16 protein-coding genes are annotated in these 18083 nt (G+C 41.3%); 3 read left to right on the forward strand and 13 right to left on the reverse strand.

From position 1 onward, the window contains the following. Positions 1–206: 206 nt before the first annotated feature. Positions 207–1280 carry a bifunctional 3-deoxy-7-phosphoheptulonate synthase/chorismate mutase gene (locus V7654_RS17140; protein WP_335431897.1) on the reverse strand — a complete coding sequence of 358 codons (1074 nt, stop codon included), beginning with the start codon at positions 1278–1280 and terminating at the stop codon, positions 207–209. Positions 1281–1556: 276 nt separating this feature from the next. Between V7654_RS17140 and V7654_RS17145 the strand changes: the two genes are divergently transcribed. Beyond that, a complete protein-coding gene (locus V7654_RS17145; protein WP_335431898.1) occupies positions 1557–3704 on the forward strand; it encodes a cell division FtsA domain-containing protein in 2148 nt (715 codons plus the stop codon). Positions 3705–3735: 31 nt separating this feature from the next. Here V7654_RS17145 and ytxJ read toward each other — a convergent pair whose 3' ends face one another. The 3 genes from ytxJ to V7654_RS17160 form a co-directional block, all read right to left on the reverse strand. Continuing rightward, the gene (gene ytxJ, locus V7654_RS17150) at positions 3736–4065 is read right to left on the reverse strand and encodes a bacillithiol system redox-active protein YtxJ (protein ID WP_335431899.1); all 330 of its coding nucleotides are present in this window, start codon (positions 4063–4065) and stop codon (positions 3736–3738) included. Between the two features lie 68 nt (positions 4066–4133). Beyond that, positions 4134–4637, reverse strand: coding sequence for a YtxH domain-containing protein (locus V7654_RS17155; protein WP_335431900.1), 504 nt, complete (start codon positions 4635–4637; stop codon positions 4134–4136). Between the two features lie 18 nt (positions 4638–4655). Beyond that, complete coding sequence (locus tag V7654_RS17160; RefSeq protein WP_335431901.1) at positions 4656–5150, reverse strand: DUF948 domain-containing protein; 495 nt, start codon at positions 5148–5150, stop codon at positions 4656–4658. Positions 5151–5392: 242 nt separating this feature from the next. Here V7654_RS17160 and V7654_RS17165 point away from each other — a divergent pair, with 242 nt between their 5' ends. Continuing rightward, positions 5393–6508: an aminopeptidase gene (locus tag V7654_RS17165; RefSeq protein WP_335431902.1), complete on the forward strand. Its 1116-nt coding sequence runs from the start codon at positions 5393–5395 to the stop codon at positions 6506–6508. A 45-nt stretch (positions 6509–6553) separates the two neighbouring features. Here the strand turns inward: V7654_RS17165 and murC are convergent, their stop codons facing one another. The 8 genes from murC to V7654_RS17205 form a co-directional block, all read right to left on the reverse strand. Continuing rightward, positions 6554–7855, reverse strand: coding sequence for a UDP-N-acetylmuramate--L-alanine ligase (murC, locus tag V7654_RS17170; protein WP_335431903.1), 1302 nt, complete (start codon positions 7853–7855; stop codon positions 6554–6556). Between the two features lie 278 nt (positions 7856–8133). Further along, on the reverse strand, positions 8134–9234 hold the full coding sequence (locus tag V7654_RS17175; protein ID WP_335431904.1) for a nicotinate phosphoribosyltransferase: 1101 nt from the start codon (positions 9232–9234) through the stop codon (positions 8134–8136). 87 nt (positions 9235–9321) lie between these two features. After that, the gene (locus V7654_RS17180; RefSeq protein ID WP_335431905.1) at positions 9322–12312 is read right to left on the reverse strand and encodes a DNA translocase FtsK; all 2991 of its coding nucleotides are present in this window, start codon (positions 12310–12312) and stop codon (positions 9322–9324) included. A 207-nt stretch (positions 12313–12519) separates the two neighbouring features. Continuing rightward, on the reverse strand, positions 12520–13314 hold the full coding sequence (locus V7654_RS17185) for a DUF1444 domain-containing protein (RefSeq protein ID WP_335431906.1): 795 nt from the start codon (positions 13312–13314) through the stop codon (positions 12520–12522). A gap of 84 nt (positions 13315–13398) precedes the next feature. After that, complete coding sequence (locus V7654_RS17190) at positions 13399–13713, reverse strand: thioredoxin family protein (RefSeq protein WP_335431907.1); 315 nt, start codon at positions 13711–13713, stop codon at positions 13399–13401. Positions 13714–13842: 129 nt separating this feature from the next. Continuing rightward, positions 13843–14346, reverse strand: a complete 504-nt coding sequence (locus V7654_RS17195; RefSeq protein WP_335431908.1) for a hypothetical protein — start codon at positions 14344–14346, stop codon at positions 13843–13845. A 140-nt stretch (positions 14347–14486) separates the two neighbouring features. After that, positions 14487–15014: a DUF84 family protein gene (locus V7654_RS17200; RefSeq protein ID WP_335431909.1), complete on the reverse strand. Its 528-nt coding sequence runs from the start codon at positions 15012–15014 to the stop codon at positions 14487–14489. A gap of 148 nt (positions 15015–15162) precedes the next feature. Further along, positions 15163–16236, reverse strand: a complete 1074-nt coding sequence (locus V7654_RS17205) for a M42 family metallopeptidase (protein ID WP_335431910.1) — start codon at positions 16234–16236, stop codon at positions 15163–15165. A gap of 232 nt (positions 16237–16468) precedes the next feature. Here V7654_RS17205 and V7654_RS17210 point away from each other — a divergent pair, with 232 nt between their 5' ends. After that, positions 16469–16783, forward strand: a complete 315-nt coding sequence (locus V7654_RS17210; protein ID WP_335431911.1) for a PepSY domain-containing protein — start codon at positions 16469–16471, stop codon at positions 16781–16783. A 17-nt stretch (positions 16784–16800) separates the two neighbouring features. Here the strand turns inward: V7654_RS17210 and V7654_RS17215 are convergent, their stop codons facing one another. After that, entirely contained in the window at positions 16801–17640 is an 840-nt protein-coding gene (locus tag V7654_RS17215; protein WP_335431912.1) for a YtnP family quorum-quenching lactonase, read from the reverse strand. Positions 17641–18083 lie beyond the last annotated feature (443 nt).

Consider the following 18083-nt stretch of genomic DNA (forward strand, 5'->3'; position numbering starts at 1 on the left):
CCCTTTTTCCTCTTTTAGTAGTTCTCGGATCGGTGCTCCAATCAACTTATCTATAATTGTTTTGCTATCAAAAGAACAATATTTTAGATAACTTCCTTAAAAAAAATCTTTAGTATAGATCCTAATTTAACTAATAGAGCGCGTCTCCTATATTTCCTGCCACACAAAAAAACCTTCCTGCAGATAACAGGAAGGTTTTAAACATTTTAGATTCTTACAAATGGAGTAGACTTCAACCCATTCAAGAATTCGTCGAACTGTTTTAGATCCATCTGTTGAGCATTGTCGGATAAAGCTACTGCAGGATCCGGGTGCACCTCTGCCATGACGCCGTCTGCGCCGATCGCTAGTGCAGCTTTGGCTGCCGGAAGCAGCAGGTCTCTCCTGCCAGTCGAGTGAGTGACGTCAACCAGTACTGGCAAGTGTGTTTCCTTCTTCAAAATTGGAACAGCCGAGATATCCAATGTGTTCCTTGTTGCCCGTTCGTACGTCCGGATTCCGCGTTCGCAAAGGATAATCTGTCCATTGCCCTGGGCCATGATGTACTCTGCTGCATTAATGAATTCTTCAATCGTTGCAGCAAGTCCACGTTTTAGCAAAATTGGTTTATTTACAGCGCCCGCAGCCTTAAGCAGTTCAAAGTTCTGCATATTCCGGGCACCTATTTGAATGACATCAAGATAGTCAACTGCCGTTTCAATATCAGCAGGATTAACGATTTCACTAATAACTGCCATATCGTACTCATCCGCAATCCGCTTCAGGATTTTCAAACCTTCAAGTCCAAGCCCCTGGAAATCATATGGAGATGTTCTTGGTTTGAACGCACCGCCGCGGAGCATTTTAAAGCCTTTTGCTTTTACTGCTTCAGCTACTGTGGCAACCTGTTCATATGACTCAACTGAACATGGTCCAAAAATAAAGTCTGGGTTCCCATCACCGATTTTTACACCTTTAATATCAATCACTGTATCTTCAGGCTTTTTCTTCCTTGAAACCAGAAGCGCCTTGCGATGGTCATCAGACTGCAGCTCAAGGCCTGCCTTAAATATTTCTTTGAAAATATGTTCTACTGTCGAACTCTCAAAAGGACCGTTGTTATGCTCCTTGATTAAATTAAGCATATCTCTTTCCCTTACCGGGTCATAACGGTATACCCCTTGTGTTTCTTTTGCGCGGCCAATTTCCTGGACGAGCAGGGCTCTTTCATTAATCAATGATAAAAGCTCTAAATTCAATTCATCAACGCGATTTCTTAGCTGGTCTAAATTTTTACTCATTTTCCGTCCCGTCCTTTCGAAATTCATTTTAGCCCTAAATCAGATAATCATCAAGAAAAGCAAACCATCGTTCCTTTTCTGGTCCAAAACTGTGTCCACGAGAATCTCCACAAAGTCTGAATCTTCTTTATAGCCACAGCAATGTGTGATACTTTAATAATAATAAGGGTAATTATAGCCGAATTAATTTTAATTGTCACGCAATTTTCTTTAATAATTGAACGCTTTTAAGTAATAAAGCATTTTATGAGAATATAAGTTAGAAGGTGCATTGTTTTGCAGGTAAAAGATAAGTTGTTCGCGCTTGATATTGGAACCCGATCAGTAGTAGGGATCATTCTCGAGGAATCAGATGGCCGTCATGAGGTAATTGACATTCTTGTTCGTGAACATGAAGAAAGGTCAATGCTCGATGGTCAGATTCATGATGTACTCTCGGTTTCCGAAATTATCCAGGATATTAAATATGAGCTTGAAGCTTCACATGGACCGTTAACAAAGGTATGCGTTGCTGCTGCTGGACGAGCATTGAAAACCGAACGCTCCAAAGCAATTGTCGATATAGTGGGACAGCCTATGCTTTCTAAGCAGGATATCCTCCATCTGGAATTGACTGCTGTTCAGCTTGCCCAGGCAGCCGTAGCTGGAGAAAGGAATAATGATAATAGCCATCATTACTATTGTGTCGGATATTCTGTACTTTATTACCAGCTTGATGGAGAAGAAATAGGAAGTCTGATTGATCAGCGTGGAAACGAAGCCTCTGTTGAAATCATTGCGACCTTTCTTCCAAGGGTTGTTGTCGAATCACTGCTTTCTGCTTTGGACAGAGCAGGACTCGAAATGGATGCCTTGACACTTGAACCGATTGCGGCCATCAACGTATTGATTCCTGCTTCCATGAGAAGATTGAATGTAGCACTCGTAGATATCGGCGCAGGCACTTCTGATATTGCTCTTACTGATGCTGGAACTGTGATCGCTTATGGAATGGTGCCAGTTGCCGGTGATGAGATTACAGAAGCAGTGAGTGATGAATTTTTGCTCGATTTCCCCCTCGCTGAAAAAGCCAAAAGAGAGCTTACAGAACAAGAATACATTAAAATTACAGACATTCTCGGATTTGAAGAGGAAATAAGCAAGGAAGAGGCTATATCTCGCATATCCCCCGCCATCGACCGACTAGCTGAATCTATTGGGGATGAAATTTTAAAGCTAAATAACTATAAATCTCCTAAAGCAGTCATGCTTGTAGGGGGTGGAAGCCTGACACCTGAATTGCCAAAAAGGCTTGCGAACAAGCTGAACCTTCCGGATAACAGGGTTGCTATCCGGGGGCTTGATGCAATTTCATCCGTCTCTTTCGCCAGCCATATTGAAAAAGGACCTGAGCTTGTTACTCCAATCGGAATTGCAATAGCTGCCAAGAAATCGCCTGTGCAGTATCATACCGTTTATGTGAATGGCCAGCCTGTAAGACTTTTTGAGGTTAACAAACTGACCGTCGGTGATTGCTTACTGGCAGCCGGAATTAAAATGAATAGGCTTTACGGAAAACCTGGATTAGCAATGATTGTCAGCCTCAACGGAAAGAACGTCACGATTCCAGGCAATCATGGCCAGCCACCTGTTTTATTGCGAAATGGTGAAGCGTGCGCCTTCGACGATGAGGTGCAAGGAGGAGACGAGCTTACTGTTATAAAAGGAGAAGATGGGGCAAAAACAGATCTGACGCTTCATTACCTGATCGGTGAGGTGCCAAAAAAAGCAGTCATGATCAATGGCAGCAAACATGAAGTAAGTTCTGTACTTACATGCAATGGTTTGCTTGCACCAATGTCAAAAGAAGTGGAAGACAGGGACCAAATCACTTTTGACATGCCAGTAACCATTGAGGATTTATTAAAGGAGCTTAATCTTGCTGAAATTTTAAATGAGGTACGGCCATTTACTATTACGATGGATGGCAAAGTAACGAAAATCCCTGCCTTCACCGGGAAAGTCTATTTGAATGGCATTGAGTCCAGTATTAAACAACCATTTGAACATTTGGATGATATTCGTTTTGAAAGGAGTTCCCAGCCCAACATTTCGACAGCTGCTGAAATGTTGGATCTTAAAGTCTCAGAATCATTACCGGTATTCTATAATGGTAAAGAGCTGTTATTAGCCAAGCAATTAATGGAATTTTACCGTAATGATATAAAGCTTAAACCGGAAGACATACTATTTAACGGTGATCACCTTACTACCAGACAAAGAAAGCTGGAGCCGTTCATTTTCCAAGATATCTTCAATTTTGCCCAAGTCCAGATTCCAAAGGACAGCGGGCGATTCACTTTATTGAAAAATGGCGCCAGAGCTGGATTTGATGATTTACTAGCGCCTGGTGATGACCTTAAGATTGTTTTTGAAAATAAATAAAAAGTAAAAAAACATCCGATTTGGATGTTTTTTACTTTGCACTTTCTTCCTTTGCAGCTGTCATGCCTTTAGCAGTAATTTTAAAATGCGAGGCGTGCCATGCTACATCTGAATTAACAAATAGGATTGCCTGTGGGGACTCATGTTTAATATGGAACTTTTCAGCTATATGATTTGAGAGATCGCGTGAATCCTGGACTGTTAAAAAGTATAAATTATCGCTGCCATTCTTCCCATATTTTGCGAATTCATCGTAACCCGCCTGGCTGATTGGGCATGTCGTACTATGCTTTAGCATGAAGAATGTTTCTCTAGACTCTACAAGCTGATCAAATTGTTCGATTGAATCAATTTTTTGCATCATTCTACTCTCCTTCAATAAAATAAACGGTGAAGTTATCTTACCACTTCACCGTTTTTATGACAAACTTACTGATTCAATTTGCTCTCAGTATCATCGAAAGCCTTCTGAGTTTCTTCAAGCTTTTTCTGGATTTCTTCTCCTGTAGCCGTGTGTGTGCTATCCATTGTGCTCGTCTCGGCCATTGAGGTTGGAACCTGTTGGAGTTCTCCCTCTGTAGCAAAGTCCTCTTCCGTTGTTTGTGAAGCAGAGCCAGCATTTTGCTGATTCTTCATGTCTTTCACTTTGTTAACGAGAGTAGAAGATTGCTGTGAAACAGTCTCCTTCAGTCCGCTCGCTTTTTCCTTCGCTACTGAAGCAAGATCAATACCTTTGCTCTTTAGAGTCGAAGTCTGCTCGTTTAGCGTGCCTCTAAGCTCTTTTCCAGTTTTCGGTGCAAGCAGCAGTGCTGCAAGAGCACCAGCAAGACCACCAACAATTGCTCCTGTAACAAAATCTCTGGAGTTGCTGCTTTCACGCATTGAACTATTCCCATCATATTGCGTGTACTGATTTTGTTCTCTGTTTACCATATCTATCTCCACCTTTCCTTAATACCTAGCTCTTTCACGCTGTCTTACAACCATTTGTTCGCCAACCATCTGATCTTCAGTCATCTGGTGGTCAATCTGAGCTGTTTTTTTTGTCTTCCACTTATCCTTCAATTCTAGGAATACGTTGCTCCATTGAACAACCTGTGAAATTTTATCCTTATTCTTATCAAGCTGCAGGTCAACCATGTTTTGAACATTATGGATCGACTGATTGAAACGCTGAACAGAATTTCCGACATCCTTAACAGCATTAACGACACTGTTTAGGCTTTCTGATTTTCTGGAGATATCATCGGCCAAATTGTTTGTCTTGTGCAGAAGCTCTGTTGTTTCGCGAGTCACTCCATCCAACTGCTTCTCCAGGCCATCAAGTGTGCCTGATACACTGTCTAAAGTTGTTTGTAAGGATTTCAGTGTTTTTGAAAGAGAGACTACCAACACTAAAAATGCAATTGCTATCACAGCAACACTTAGATACAAAATAATTTCCACTGTTTAAACACCTCCGTTAGCATATGTACATTTTACCCCGCAAAAAGCGACGTAAACCATCTTGTCCAATAAGTATTTCAATAGAGCCTCCCCCTTTTCCTTCCTTAAAAAGAATATCTTTCTATTATGTATGTAATCTTTCTAAACTTATATTTTTATCCATTTGGAAAACAGTACAAAATGCCCCATTTGGGGTACAATATGGTTATATCTACTATTTTTAATCTTTAGGAGTGATTTTGTTGAAAGACCCTCGTATTCAAACACTGGCAAAGAACTTGATTAATTACTCGGTAAAGCTTCAAAAGGGTGAAAAAGTCCTTATTGAAAACTTTGGCCTTCAACGCGAGCTTGTCACAGCTCTTGTGAAAGAAGCGTATGCAGCAGGCGGATACCCATTCGTATCTTTAAAGGATCACCAGGTTGACCGCGCATTACTGATGGGTGCACAAGAAGAACAATTCGATATGATCGCAGATTTTGAAGCAAATGTGATGGGCAAAATGGATGCTTATATCGGATTGCGTTCAGGCGATAACATTAATGAGCATGCAGACGTACCAGCAGATAAAATGAAGATTCATGGCAATACTGTCGGCAAGAAAGTACATAGAGACATCCGGGTTCCAAAAACAAAATGGGTTGTTCTGCGTTATCCAAATTCAGCTATGGCTCAATTAGCTAAAATGAGCACCGAGGCGTTCGAAGACTTCTATTTTAATGTCTGCAACCTTGACTACGGCAAGATGGACAAGGCAATGGACAGCCTTGCAGATTTGATGAACGGCACGGATAAAGTAAGACTTACAGGACCTGGAACCGATTTAACCTTCTCAATCAAGGATATCCCTGCAGTTAAATGTGCAGGTGAGCTTAATATTCCAGATGGAGAGGTTTACACTGCACCTGTCCGCGACTCTGTAAATGGCGTGATCACATACAATACGCCTTCCCCTTATCAAGGTTTTACTTTTGAAAATGTAAAATTAACATTTAGGGATGGCAAGATTGTTGATGCAGAAGCAAACGACAGCGAGCGCATCAACAAGATCTTTGATACCGATGAAGGTGCCCGATTCATCGGTGAATTCGCAATTGGCGTGAATCCCTACATTCTCCATCCAATGCAGGACATCCTGTTTGATGAAAAAATTGATGGAAGCTTCCACTTCACTCCAGGCCAATGCTACGATGATGCTTTCAACGGCAACCACTCTAATATTCACTGGGACATGGTCAATATCCAACGCCCAGAATATGGCGGCGGAGAAATCTATTTCGATGATGTCCTGATCCGAAAAGATGGACGTTTCGTGATCCCTGAATTAGAAGGATTGAACCCTGAAAATCTTAAGTAATATATCCATAAAAAAGGATGCGGCCAGTGGCCGCATCCTTTTCATTTAAACATGTAATTGTTTCTCATATGCTTCCTGGAACTTCTGGATATCTCCTGCACCCATGAATAAAATCACGCCGCTTCCATGCTCCTTAAGGATTGATGTATCATCCTCAGCAATGATTTCAGCGCCATCGATTTTATCTTTCAGATCTGTGATCGAAAGCTTTCCGTGTACCTCACGGGCAGATCCAAAGATTTCGCATAGATAAACTTTGTCTGCTTTGTTCAGGCTTTCCGCGAACTCATTCAAGAACGCCTGGGTCCTTGTGAAAGTATGCGGCTGGAAAACTGCAACGATTTCACGGTCAGGATATTTTTGCATTGCAGCATCAATTGTTGCCTTGATTTCAGTCGGATGGTGAGCGTAATCATCAATGATAATTTGGTCAGCAATCTTTTTTTCCGAGAATCTTCTTTTTACACCTTCGAAGCTTTGAAGCTGATCCTGGATGACCTTTGACTCAATGTTTTCATAATGGCAAAGTGCAATAACCGCAAGTGAATTGAGCACATTATGGTCCCCAAAAGAAGGAATCGAGAAGGTGTCATAAAAAGTATTTCTGACAAAAACATCAAAGGTAGTCCCACTCGTTGATTTGACAATATTTCTGGCCTGGAAATCATTTTCTTCCCCAAAGCCATAAAAAACGACAGGTACTTTAGCCTGGATTTTCTGCAGCTGCTCATCATCACCGCATGCAAAAATGCCCTTTTTCACCTGCCAGGACATTTCCTGGAATGCGGAAAATACATCTTCGATATTGGCAAAGTAGTCTGGATGGTCAAAATCAATATTTGTCATGATTGCATAGTCAGGGAAATAGGAAAGAAAGTGACGTCGGTATTCACAAGCCTCGAACACAAAATACTGAGCGTCCCTGTCACCTTTCCCAGTGCCATCACCAATCAGGAATGATGTAGGCTTAGCGCCTCTCATGACATGAGCTAAAAGGCCAGTGGTCGATGTCTTGCCATGCGCACCTGTGATTGCTACACTTGTGAAATTCTGCATGAAATCGCCTAGGAACCGGTGGTACCTGATGATTGGAAGTCCGTGCTTCATCGCCTCCTGAATTTCTTCATGGGTATCCGGGTAGGCATTGCCGGCAATGATTGTCATTCCGGGCTGTATATTTTCCTTATTAAACGGAAGGATCTTTATTCCAGATTTCTCAAGGGCAACCTGGGTAAAAAAGTGCTTGTCATAATCGGAGCCCTGTACCTGATAGTCCATATCATGGAGAACTTGAGCTAATGCACTCATTCCAGACCCCTTTATACCTACAAAATGGTAAATAGTCATATAAAGAACCTCCAACAACGTCTGTATGTAACACAGTATATGACAGATATCCTGTTTTGCTCATTACTCCTGAACGGTCATTCATGATCAAAAAGCCGGTCTGAAGACAAAGAGAAACAGTATGTTTTATCTATCTGCTTTAATGTATTAAATCATTATAACATCAATTTTATGAATAACACAGTTCCAATAAAATCCGTAATTCTGCGCAAAAGCACATTTTCCCTATTTTGGTACATTTAAACACTTTTAATGCAAATCGGAAGGGAATTTATCGATTAGAAATCTACTTTTTCCAGGCGAGGATTTGGTCTGAACCTTCTTCCCGATTTCGCCTGATGTTTGCCGTTCAGCATGACATTGTCACCGGTAAAGCCAATCTTTAGTTTTAAAAGGCTGCCGCCGACGCCATACATATCGACTGGTACATCATGCTTTTCAAAGTCAAGGATTCTCTTTTCACTGAATCCGCCGCTTACGACAATTTTAACATGAGTAAATCCTTCATCATCCAACGCTTTTCTTAAAGCGAAGATTAATTCAGCATTAACACCGCGCGGGTCAAATGTTCCGAGAAGATGCTCGTTGCGAAGAAAGTACTGGTCAATCATCGTCCGGGAAGTATCTACGCGGACTCCCTTAAGCTTTTCCCCAAACTCTCTTGCAACTTTCAATGAATCTGTGATCGCATCATTATTATAATCTACAAGGGCAATCAAATCATCATTTGGAAAGGTTTCATGATAAGCGTGGGTAGCAGCTACGATATCTCCATTAAACAGCTGGATCAACGCGTGCGGCATAGTTCCCATCCCTTGTTTGCCCCACCATTCATTCATGGCATGAGTTGCCTGGGCTGTAGCACCGCCTATATAGGCTGCATATCCATCTCCAGCCTGGGTCGTATAATGGTCATCTCTGTCTCCCATGAATATGACGGGCTTTTGCTTGCCAGAATAACTTGCTGCCTTGACTACATTGTAGACGTTAGTCGAAACAGATGTCCTTCTGGCAAGGATCCCATCAATAATTCCTTCAAGATATCCAAAATTCTGGTATGGCCCGGTGATAGTCAGGACTGTTTCGAATGGAGCTATTCTTTCTCCATCCTTAAGTGAGTATATCTCCAGTTCCTCCGGATTGTCAGCAAATGTTTTTACAAGGGCAATCACTTCATCTGTCCCGCAAAGAACTGCATCATCCTTTTGGAAAAACTGCATCGTAATTATATTATCTTCGTGATATTTCTTTACAAGCTCTCTTGTCTTAAGAAAATACACAGCCGAAAACCAGCCATCCCTGATTCTTTCATCAAACTTAAAAGTATGATTTGTCAGGCGGCTGATTTTCCCCTGCATTTTCAATTCTATTTCCTTCATCCGAAAAGCTCCTTCAACTTCAACCCTCAATAGGGCTCTGGGCATCTATCCTTAGTATAAGGATATGCTAATAAAGAATACCATTAATTAATTGAATGTACTAGTATCCTGGAGCGACTCAAGGTCAGAGGCAGAAATCAACACATCCCTGGGCTTGCTTCCCCTTCCTTCAGATATGAACCCCTGCTGTTCCATCATTTCAATTAATCTGGCTGCCCGATTATAGCCTATTTTAAAACGGCGCTGAACACTTGATGTAGATGCCCCGCCCTGCTCAACGACAAATTCGCAGGCTTCATAGAAAAGTTCATCTTCTTCTTCTGTAATCTGTGCTTTTTTCAGCAGCTCCTCTTGCTCAAACAAAAATTGTGGGGCCCGCTGCTCTCTTGCAAATGCCACTATATCATCAATTTCATTGTCTGTCACAAAAGTTCCCTGCAAGCGGAACGGTTTTGAAGATCCGTTTTCAAGGAAAAGCATGTCCCCTCGGCCAAGCAGCTTCTCAGCTCCACTGATATCAATAATCGTCCTTGAATCGATCTGAGACGATACTGAGAAAGCAATTCTTGTAGGTACATTGGCTTTAATCAATCCTGTAATGACATCTACAGATGGGCGCTGGGTTGCAATAACCAAATGGATGCCGCAAGCACGCGCCTTTTGGGCAATCCGGCAGATTGCTTCTTCTACATCAGCAGGGGCCATCATCATCAAATCAGCCAACTCATCAATAACAATTACGATAAATGGCAGCTTTTCAGAGAACCTGCGGTGCTTAATGGCAAGCTCATTGAAACGGTTGATATCACGTACGCCAGTATGCGCGAACAGCTCGTATCTCCGCTCCATCTCCTCTACAGCCCACTTAAGCGAAGCAGTTGCCGCCTTCACATCTGTAATGACGGGACTGACAAGATGCGGAATATTATTGTATGGAGCCAGTTCCACCATTTTCGGATCAATCAGCAGCAGCTTCACATCATCTGGATGTGCCTTGTAAAGTAGACTCACAAGCATGGTATTGATACAAACACTCTTCCCTGATCCAGTCGCACCGGCAATTAGACCATGAGGCATTTTTTTCAAGTCAGTGACAATTGGATTTCCAGCGATGTCTAATCCAAGGGCGACCGCCAATGGTGATTCATGTTCAAGGAAGTAGTCACCCTGTAAAATTTCACTTAATAAAACCGGTCTGCTTGAATGATTCGGAACCTCTATACCAATCGTATGCTTTCCTGGGATAGGGGCTTCAATCCTGATATCCTTTGCAGCAAGGCTTAACTTAATGTCATCTGAAAGATTTGTAATTTTATTCACCTTGACACCTGGTTCAGGCTGCACCTCAAAACGAGTAACAGAAGGCCCCTGTGTCATATTGACCACTTTTGCTCCTACATTGAAATTCCTCAACGTTTCATTCAGCATATGCTCCTGCTCTGCCAGCCATTGAGGATCAGGCTCCTTGAAAACCGGAGGACTCAATAGATCAAGCGGCGGGAATTCATAGTCACCAGGTGCTTCTGCTTCTGTTTGGACTGCAGCTGCAACTTCATTCGTAACAGGGCCTGCTGTAGCAGACTTTAAAGAATCAGCCTGGCTATTTGATATTTCAGCGGCTTGCTGCATTGGAGCTCGTTGATTGACGAAATGCTGCATAGAAGCTGGCTGGTCAAATTCATCCAGTTTACCTTCCTGGGGAACAGTCTTTTCAGATATAGCCTGCTGCCCAACCGGTTGCACAAGAGATTTCTGTTCAGTTACTACCGGTTGTCTATTTGCTTCTGCAGGAGCAGTCTGTTCCATAGTTAAAATTCCTGAATTTGCTGTAGTCTGGCCGCTTTTTTCCTCGATATGATCGTTTACAATCGTTCTGGAAGCTTGCTGGTCCGGTACAGATGTTGCACTAGTTTTCGATCCTTCTGTCATGAAAGAAGGATACTTTGATGATTTACGCTCTTCCCATTTCTTCCTATCCTGCTTGAGCATGATGACGTTGAATGGAAGCTGTCTAGTCCTCGGTTGTTCCGGTTGTTCTGGTTGTTCTGGTTGTTCTGGTTGTTCTGGTTTTGCTGCTTCTTTATCCAAGCGGTCAGGATTATTTGTTATTTCTGCGACAGCCTGTTCTTCAGATTCTTTAACAGCTTCTTGCTCAACTAGAGTGCTTCCATTTTCTCCATCAAACCCTTGCTGATTTACTGCTAATTCTTCTGTTATCAAAGGAACTTTCTGAGAAAGATTCACCTCAAATATTTTATTCAACGCTTCTGATTCTAATTGAGATTGTTCAGTCTCAGTCTCAGTTTCTGCACCCTTTTGGTAATTCTTTTTATCAGGTGCTTCTGCAAGATCTTCCATTATGTAAATATCCTGCTTTTCTGTCTCATCTGCTCTAACTATTTTGGTTTGTGCAGGTTCTTCTGAAAATCCTTCGGTCCGGTTTACTTCAGCAACAGAGCGAACATATTCTTCATTAATGCCAGCGTCTCCGGCTGAAGGTTCCTGATTTTGTTCGAAACCGCTAAGTTCATATTCGACCTCTTCGACATCCTTTTTATTTTCCTGCTTTGGCTTAATAGGCGGCCTGTTATAGGCGTAAATCGGCGAAGGAATTTCCGTTGGTTTAAAAGGCTGCCTGAATTTCGCTGAGCCTTCAGTTCTCGGTTCATAGCGAAACTTCGATGCTGTTTCCTTCAAAGCTTCTCGCTTGAAGCTTTGAGGCTTTTCCTTAACAGTTTCCTTGCGCGGCTTTGGAGAAGCTGCCTTAAAAGGTTCACCTTTCTCCTTTACTCTTAATGGGCCTTTCTCCTTGATAAGCGGCTTCATTTCAGCAACAGGCTCAACTTTTTCTGAAGTGACATTTTTCTTATTCACTTTTACATTCCCTCTATGTTCGTCAGGAATCAACGGGAAACGGAACTGTCCTTTTGGATATTGATATAATACTCTCGCTTCTAAATCCTTCTTTTGGTTTCGCGCTTGTGGCAAAGGTTTTTGAACAGGCTGTCCTTGTTCAATATCATTAAAAACATCGTCATCATTCTGGAACATCGTGAAAATCTTTTTTATCCAACTCAATTTAAATCACTCTTTCTTTCACATTTCATTACTATTTTAACAGTTAATTAGTTTTTTTCGAGATAAATTGAAAGAATGAGTATTTTTTACGAGAATAAACATAGTGGAAAATAAACTTTCGGCATATGAATTCACCCAAATAATGACAAGTCATGAACATAAAGGAAAAAAGCCCGTTTTCATCGGGCTTTTGAACTAAATACGCCGTTATTCTTTTTTCGTTTTCCCCAGAATGAAGATTGGTTCTAATTCACCGTTTTCATACAGGAAGCTTAGGGCAGTAATCGGCACTCTTCCACTCGCAAAAAAACTCATTGTCATCTGGGCCAAAATATCATAACCTGTATTGTTTTCAACATCTGCGATAATCAAAACATCCTGATGGGGAACAGCTACCGCCATTGTCCCCTTCATCTGCTTTTTCATCTCATTCAAGAAGCTTGTATTCAAAATCCTGCTCGCATCATAACCATCATTGGTATTCAGGAAATAAAAAGTGTTATCAGCAACTCGGTCTTCTTTGAAATTCACCGATAGTGACCGGACATTGAACAAAGCTGTTTCACGGACCTGTTTGCCCGTCCAACCTTCTTTTTGCAGAAGCTTTGAATCAATCAGCCTATATGTATTCCCTAAATCAAGAGCATAGTAAATTCTCGTTTCTGCAGTGTGCCCATCATATAGGAACGGGACACCTTCTTCTGCCTCTGAAGGGAAAGAAGTGGACCGGATTACTGGGTAGATATTTTTTTCTTTCCCTGTAAGCTCCACTTTATTTTCCATTGCATTTAGGCCTTCAGATACGTAATAGACAACTTCTTCAATCGCCTTTTCCTTCTGATCCTGCCATTTCGCAATGATGCCTGGCAGAGCTACAGTGATTCCTCTACCTGTATGAATATTTTCTATTCTCAGCTGGTCTTTTTCACGGTCATAGGTAAATGAGCGATCCGGATGCCTCAGACGCTCCTCGAGCTCTTTACGCATTTTTCTGCTATCCATGATTATCCCTCCATTTCTTCAAGAGATTATGCCAATCATTTTACATGAAATTTCCCTCCACCTCAAAAGATGGAGGGAAAAAGATTAAGCCAGGCCTTCAATAAAGTTTTCGATTTCTTCCTGTGTTTTTCTGTTTTTACTTACGAAACGGCCAAGCTCCTTGCCATTATCATAGGCAACAAAACTTGGAATACCGAAAACATCCTGCTGGATGCAAAGATCGATGAAATCATCGCGATCCACTGATATAAATTCATACTCCTGATACTTGCTTTCTATTTCAGGCAGTACAGGCTCAATCACACGGCAATCCGGGCACCAGTCTGCAGTAAATAAAAATATATGTTTACCGTTATTTTTCAACGCTTCGAATTGTTCCATTGACTCCAAGTTTTTCATGGCGCTACCTCCTGGTAAAAATCTAATCTACTTCATATATTTTAAACATGCACAACCAAAAAAGAAACTAATCCGATTTGACTCATGGTTATTACTCAAAAAAAAAGAACACCGTCAATTTGACAGCGTTCACTTAATTTTCACCGAGTTAGCGATTGTCATCATAGCTTCAGCATCTTTTTTAATGTTGTCTGTTTCAGTTGTCAGCTTTACCCCGCCGATTCCGACAATCAATTGATAGCGGTCTTCTTTTAGTTTTTTAACCAACATATAACCAAATTTGCCGCCTTTATTGTAAGTTTCATTTACGTCCCATTTTTTTTGCTGTTTCATGGTTGATTCATAGACGACCTTGCTATCTTCTCTTTCATGCTGATTATAAAATAAAATATAAGTCCTTGATTCATTTTTAAGCAGTATATTGTTTGGTGATTCATCTTCTACTTCAATACCAAAAGGCATATGATATTCTATATCTTTAGTACTATTATTTGTTTTCTCCGGTTTGCTTTCAAAAACACTGCCCACCGCCTCATCTGCCGCTTTCTTGTCATCAGAAAACGAGGCAGAGCAAGCTCCCAGCAGAAATACTCCTATAATAATAAGCCCAAATGACCTTATGAACTTTATCATACTTTTTTCCTCCCTGTAACGACTAAACCACTTCTTTTCTATCATACCTTTCTTGTTATTTAACTTACAAGACTTGTACAGTAAAAATTGTTGGAAAATATAACATTTTTCAGAAATTTGTCGAAAAGAAAGACAGTCCGTCAGACTGTCTTTTCACTTTGTCCTGTTAGATATTCATATTGTCCTGCAAGCAGCTTCATGACATGGAGAAACATTTCACTTCTATTTACCTGGCCATTTGTAAAAATGCCTACTGCTCCTTCATTTTTACGGACATTCTGTTTCTTGGCATATTCGTCCATTACAGGACCTAGCTCATTACCGGCTAATACCTTCTCGGCAATTTCTTCAGGCAGTAGCAGCCTTGCTCCCCCAGCTATTATTGGCTTCATCCCTTTAGCGGTCAATGCTCCCCAATTGCAAAGCAACAGTCCATGCGGGGTCTGCTGGACTCCACCTTCAAGTCCTATGCCAATTGAAGCTCCTGCTTTTTCTGCCGCCTCAATCGCCCTGTTAATTGCACCTTTAATGGTTTCATCATCAGACATCGGCTGTTCACTTACACCTGATGCTGCGTCAACTGCCATGATATCAATATGATGATCTCTAAAGGCTTCCTCCACTGCAGTGATTTTGGCTGGATTCTTTGAACCAACTGCTATTTTCATTTTCTGATCTCCTTCCAAACCCATGAAAAAGAGGCAGTTTTTCAGCTGCCTCTCTCATAAATTTTACATCTTAACACGTTTTTTCTTAAAAATGTGACTTGCCCCAGCGTCTAGTCTTCTGATTCTCCTAAGGGCACTTTCACACTTGTTAGCTGTTGTTTTTAATTGTTTCCACAGTTGTCTTATCGCATGCTTTCACTAGCTTTACAAGCAATTCCTTTGCTGCAGCATAGTCATCAACATGGATCATTGAAGCTGCTGTATGGATGTAACGTGAGCAGATACCAATTACAGCACTTGGAATTCCTTCGTTTGAAGTATGAACTCTTCCTGCATCTGTACCACCCTGTGAAACAAAGTACTGGTATGGGATATTGTGAGTTTCAGCCATATCAAGGATAAATTCTCTCATGCCGCGGTGCGTGACCATAGACCGGTCGAGAATTCTTAACAAAGTTCCTTTTCCAAGCTGGCCAAATTCATTTTTATCACCTGACATATCATTTGCCGGACTCGCATCAAGCGCAAAGAATAGGTCTGGATCAATCATATTGGCTGCAGTCTGTGCTCCTCTCAGGCCAACTTCCTCCTGCACTGTCGCACCAGAGTAAAGCATATTAGGAAGCTGGATATCCTTTGTTTCTTTTAACAATTCGATTGCCAGGCCGCAACCATATCGGTTATCCCATGCTTTAGCCAAAATCTTTTTCTCATTTGCCATCGGAGTGAATGGGCAAATAGGAACAATTTGCTGACCGGGCTTAATGCCGATTTTGATGGCATCCTCTTTGTCATCTGCACCGATATCAATCAGCATGTTCTTGATTTCCATAGGCTTGCTGCGTTTTGACTCATCCAAAAGGTGAGGAGGGATAGAACCAATCACTCCAGTAATCGGTCCATTTTTTGTGATGATTTGGACACGCTGGGCTAGCAGAACCTGACTCCACCATCCGCCAAGTGTCTGGAAACGGATCATCCCATTTTTCGTAATAGAGGTAACCATGAACCCTACCTCATCCATATGGCCTGCTACCATGATTTTAGGACCGTTCGGGTCACCTTTTTTAACTCCGAATACACTGCCTAATTTATCCTGTATCAAATCATCTGAGTACTGTTCTAATTGTTCACGCATAAAGCTGCGCACTGCATGCTCGTTCCCCGGCGCACCAGGCAATTCAGTCAATGTTTTAAAAAGGCTTAATGTTTGTTCGTTCATTTCATTGCTCCTTCTCACCAAAAATTTAGATTACCTAAAGATTATGTATTTATACAATGTATTTTACAGATTATTGTTTATGCTTGCCAGTCTTTATCAAGTCATTCAGATTTTTTATTCTAATGGCACCATTCATTATATAGTCATATTTATTATTTCTTTGCTCTATCATGCTGATTTGTTATGATGTAGGTATCTTGAAATCCATATATAACCTTGGGGGTACTTGACTATGAACTGGAAAATCTTTTTCATTGGCGTCGGTGCTGGTCTGGCAGGTGCTTATGCTGTAAAGGAACTTGCTTCCCAGAAAGAAACTGTTTCAGCAGACAAAGTGCTGCAGCATGCAAAAACAGTTTTTAAAAAATCAGGGTCAATCAGCGGCTCATGGATCAATATGAACGCAGAACCGTACACAAAGCCGCCTATTGAATATCAGGTTTATAAAGGTGGAATCTCCCGAAATGTGGATGGCCAGGTAGAGCAGTATGAATTTATCGCTGACGCTTCTACAGGAGCCATTCTCGATACGTATCCTTTAAATTAAGACCTGCAGATGCAGGTCTATTTTTTTCGTTCGATTGTTTCTGTTAGTTTTCCATCATTATCAAATTTAATCGCACGGTAAACCGCATCATGGTAAAAAGTAAACCACGCATCTCTGCTGATGCCGTATTCCAGCCACTTTTGTTTAGCAAAAATAGAATCCATCGGATAATCATCATAAGCCATTACCCAAAGAGGGTTCTGGTGAGCATGTGTCGGCATAATGTCTGCCATATGAACCACAGTCATATCCTCGTCCTCAATGATTAAAATGGCATGTCCATCACTATGCCCGCCAGTGTGAATCATTTTGATTGGCCCAAAAGACCACTCTTTCTCAAATGTCTCTACTTGCTGTTCGATCCCCTGCCAATTTTCTTTCCAATATGTACTTTTTGACCGGATATTCGGGTTGCGCATCTCATCCCATTCAATCTTCGAGGTGATGATTTTAGCATTAGGAAAAACAGACACAAGCTCACCATTTACAACCTTAGTCAATCCGCACGCATGATCAAAATGCATATGTGTCATTAAAATATAATCAATATCTTCAGGTTTTAATCCTAATTCTTTCAGTTCTAAATCAAGCTTCGATTCTTCAAGCACACCAAAATTACGTTTTTGTTTATCGTTTAATTTTCCATTTCCAATCCCGCTTTCAACTAGGAAATTCTTCCCTTCTGCCAGAATTAATATTGGATCGGTCCTCAGTTCAATTTGGTTATTTTCATTGACTTCGTACTTTCGTGACCAAAGCGGTTTCGGTACGACGCCAAACATTGCGCCACCATCAAGATGTGTCACGCCGCCATTAAGCCATGTTAGAGTAATGTTTTTCAGTTCCAGCTTCTCCATAACCAATCCCCTTTTTAAAAATCTTAATTTGATTGTATCATTGGCATTTTAAATTTTTAAATAATTCAGCTTCTTAATCCTTTTTTTCTGCAGGATGAATGTTTGGGGATAATTAAATTGTTGTTATCTTGCATATTGTATGGCTTTATGTCGACAAGACAACGGCATTCTACGCTGATGTTAAGTTTTCTAAATATAAAAAGAGCCGATCAACTATTTTGACCGGCTCAGTTTGTAGACAAAAGGGGTTCCCAATGGTCTCATTCCGAACCCCTTTTACAAAGGTTACGAAAACAACCATTTTCAAAAAAACTTATGTATCGTTCCATAATAGTTTAGAAGCCCTGTTGATTGGAGTGGAAGGCGCGCAGACTCCTGCGGGATCAGCTGGACAGGTGAGACCCCGCAGACGCCAGCGGCGGCGAGGAGGCTCAGCGCCAGCC

The organism is Bacillus sp. JJ1609 (assembly GCF_036967045.1).
Taxonomy (GTDB): domain Bacteria; phylum Bacillota; class Bacilli; order Bacillales; family Cytobacillaceae; genus Mesobacillus.

What these genes read in the sequence shown, in the direction of transcription:
- ytxJ (WP_335431899.1), bottom strand. Translation starts at nt 4,065, where the DNA reads ATGCAAAAAATTGATTCAATCGAACAATTTGATCAGCTTGTAGAGTCT.
- murC (WP_335431903.1), bottom strand. Translation starts at nt 7,855, where the DNA reads ATGACTATTTACCATTTTGTAGGTATAAAGGGGTCTGGAATGAGTGCA.
- V7654_RS17190 (WP_335431907.1), bottom strand. Translation starts at nt 13,713, where the DNA reads ATGAAAAACTTGGAGTCAATGGAACAATTCGAAGCGTTGAAAAATAAC.
- V7654_RS17155 (WP_335431900.1), bottom strand. Translation starts at nt 4,637, where the DNA reads ATGGTAAACAGAGAACAAAATCAGTACACGCAATATGATGGGAATAGT.
- V7654_RS17175 (WP_335431904.1), bottom strand. Translation starts at nt 9,234, where the DNA reads ATGAAGGAAATAGAATTGAAAATGCAGGGGAAAATCAGCCGCCTGACA.
- V7654_RS17205 (WP_335431910.1), bottom strand. Translation starts at nt 16,236, where the DNA reads ATGAACGAACAAACATTAAGCCTTTTTAAAACATTGACTGAATTGCCT.
- V7654_RS17140 (WP_335431897.1), bottom strand. Translation starts at nt 1,280, where the DNA reads ATGAGTAAAAATTTAGACCAGCTAAGAAATCGCGTTGATGAATTGAAT.
- V7654_RS17215 (WP_335431912.1), bottom strand. Translation starts at nt 17,640, where the DNA reads ATGGAGAAGCTGGAACTGAAAAACATTACTCTAACATGGCTTAATGGC.
- V7654_RS17195 (WP_335431908.1), bottom strand. Translation starts at nt 14,346, where the DNA reads ATGATAAAGTTCATAAGGTCATTTGGGCTTATTATTATAGGAGTATTT.
- V7654_RS17210 (WP_335431911.1), top strand. Translation starts at nt 16,469, where the DNA reads ATGAACTGGAAAATCTTTTTCATTGGCGTCGGTGCTGGTCTGGCAGGT.
- V7654_RS17185 (WP_335431906.1), bottom strand. Translation starts at nt 13,314, where the DNA reads ATGGATAGCAGAAAAATGCGTAAAGAGCTCGAGGAGCGTCTGAGGCAT.
- V7654_RS17200 (WP_335431909.1), bottom strand. Translation starts at nt 15,014, where the DNA reads ATGAAAATAGCAGTTGGTTCAAAGAATCCAGCCAAAATCACTGCAGTG.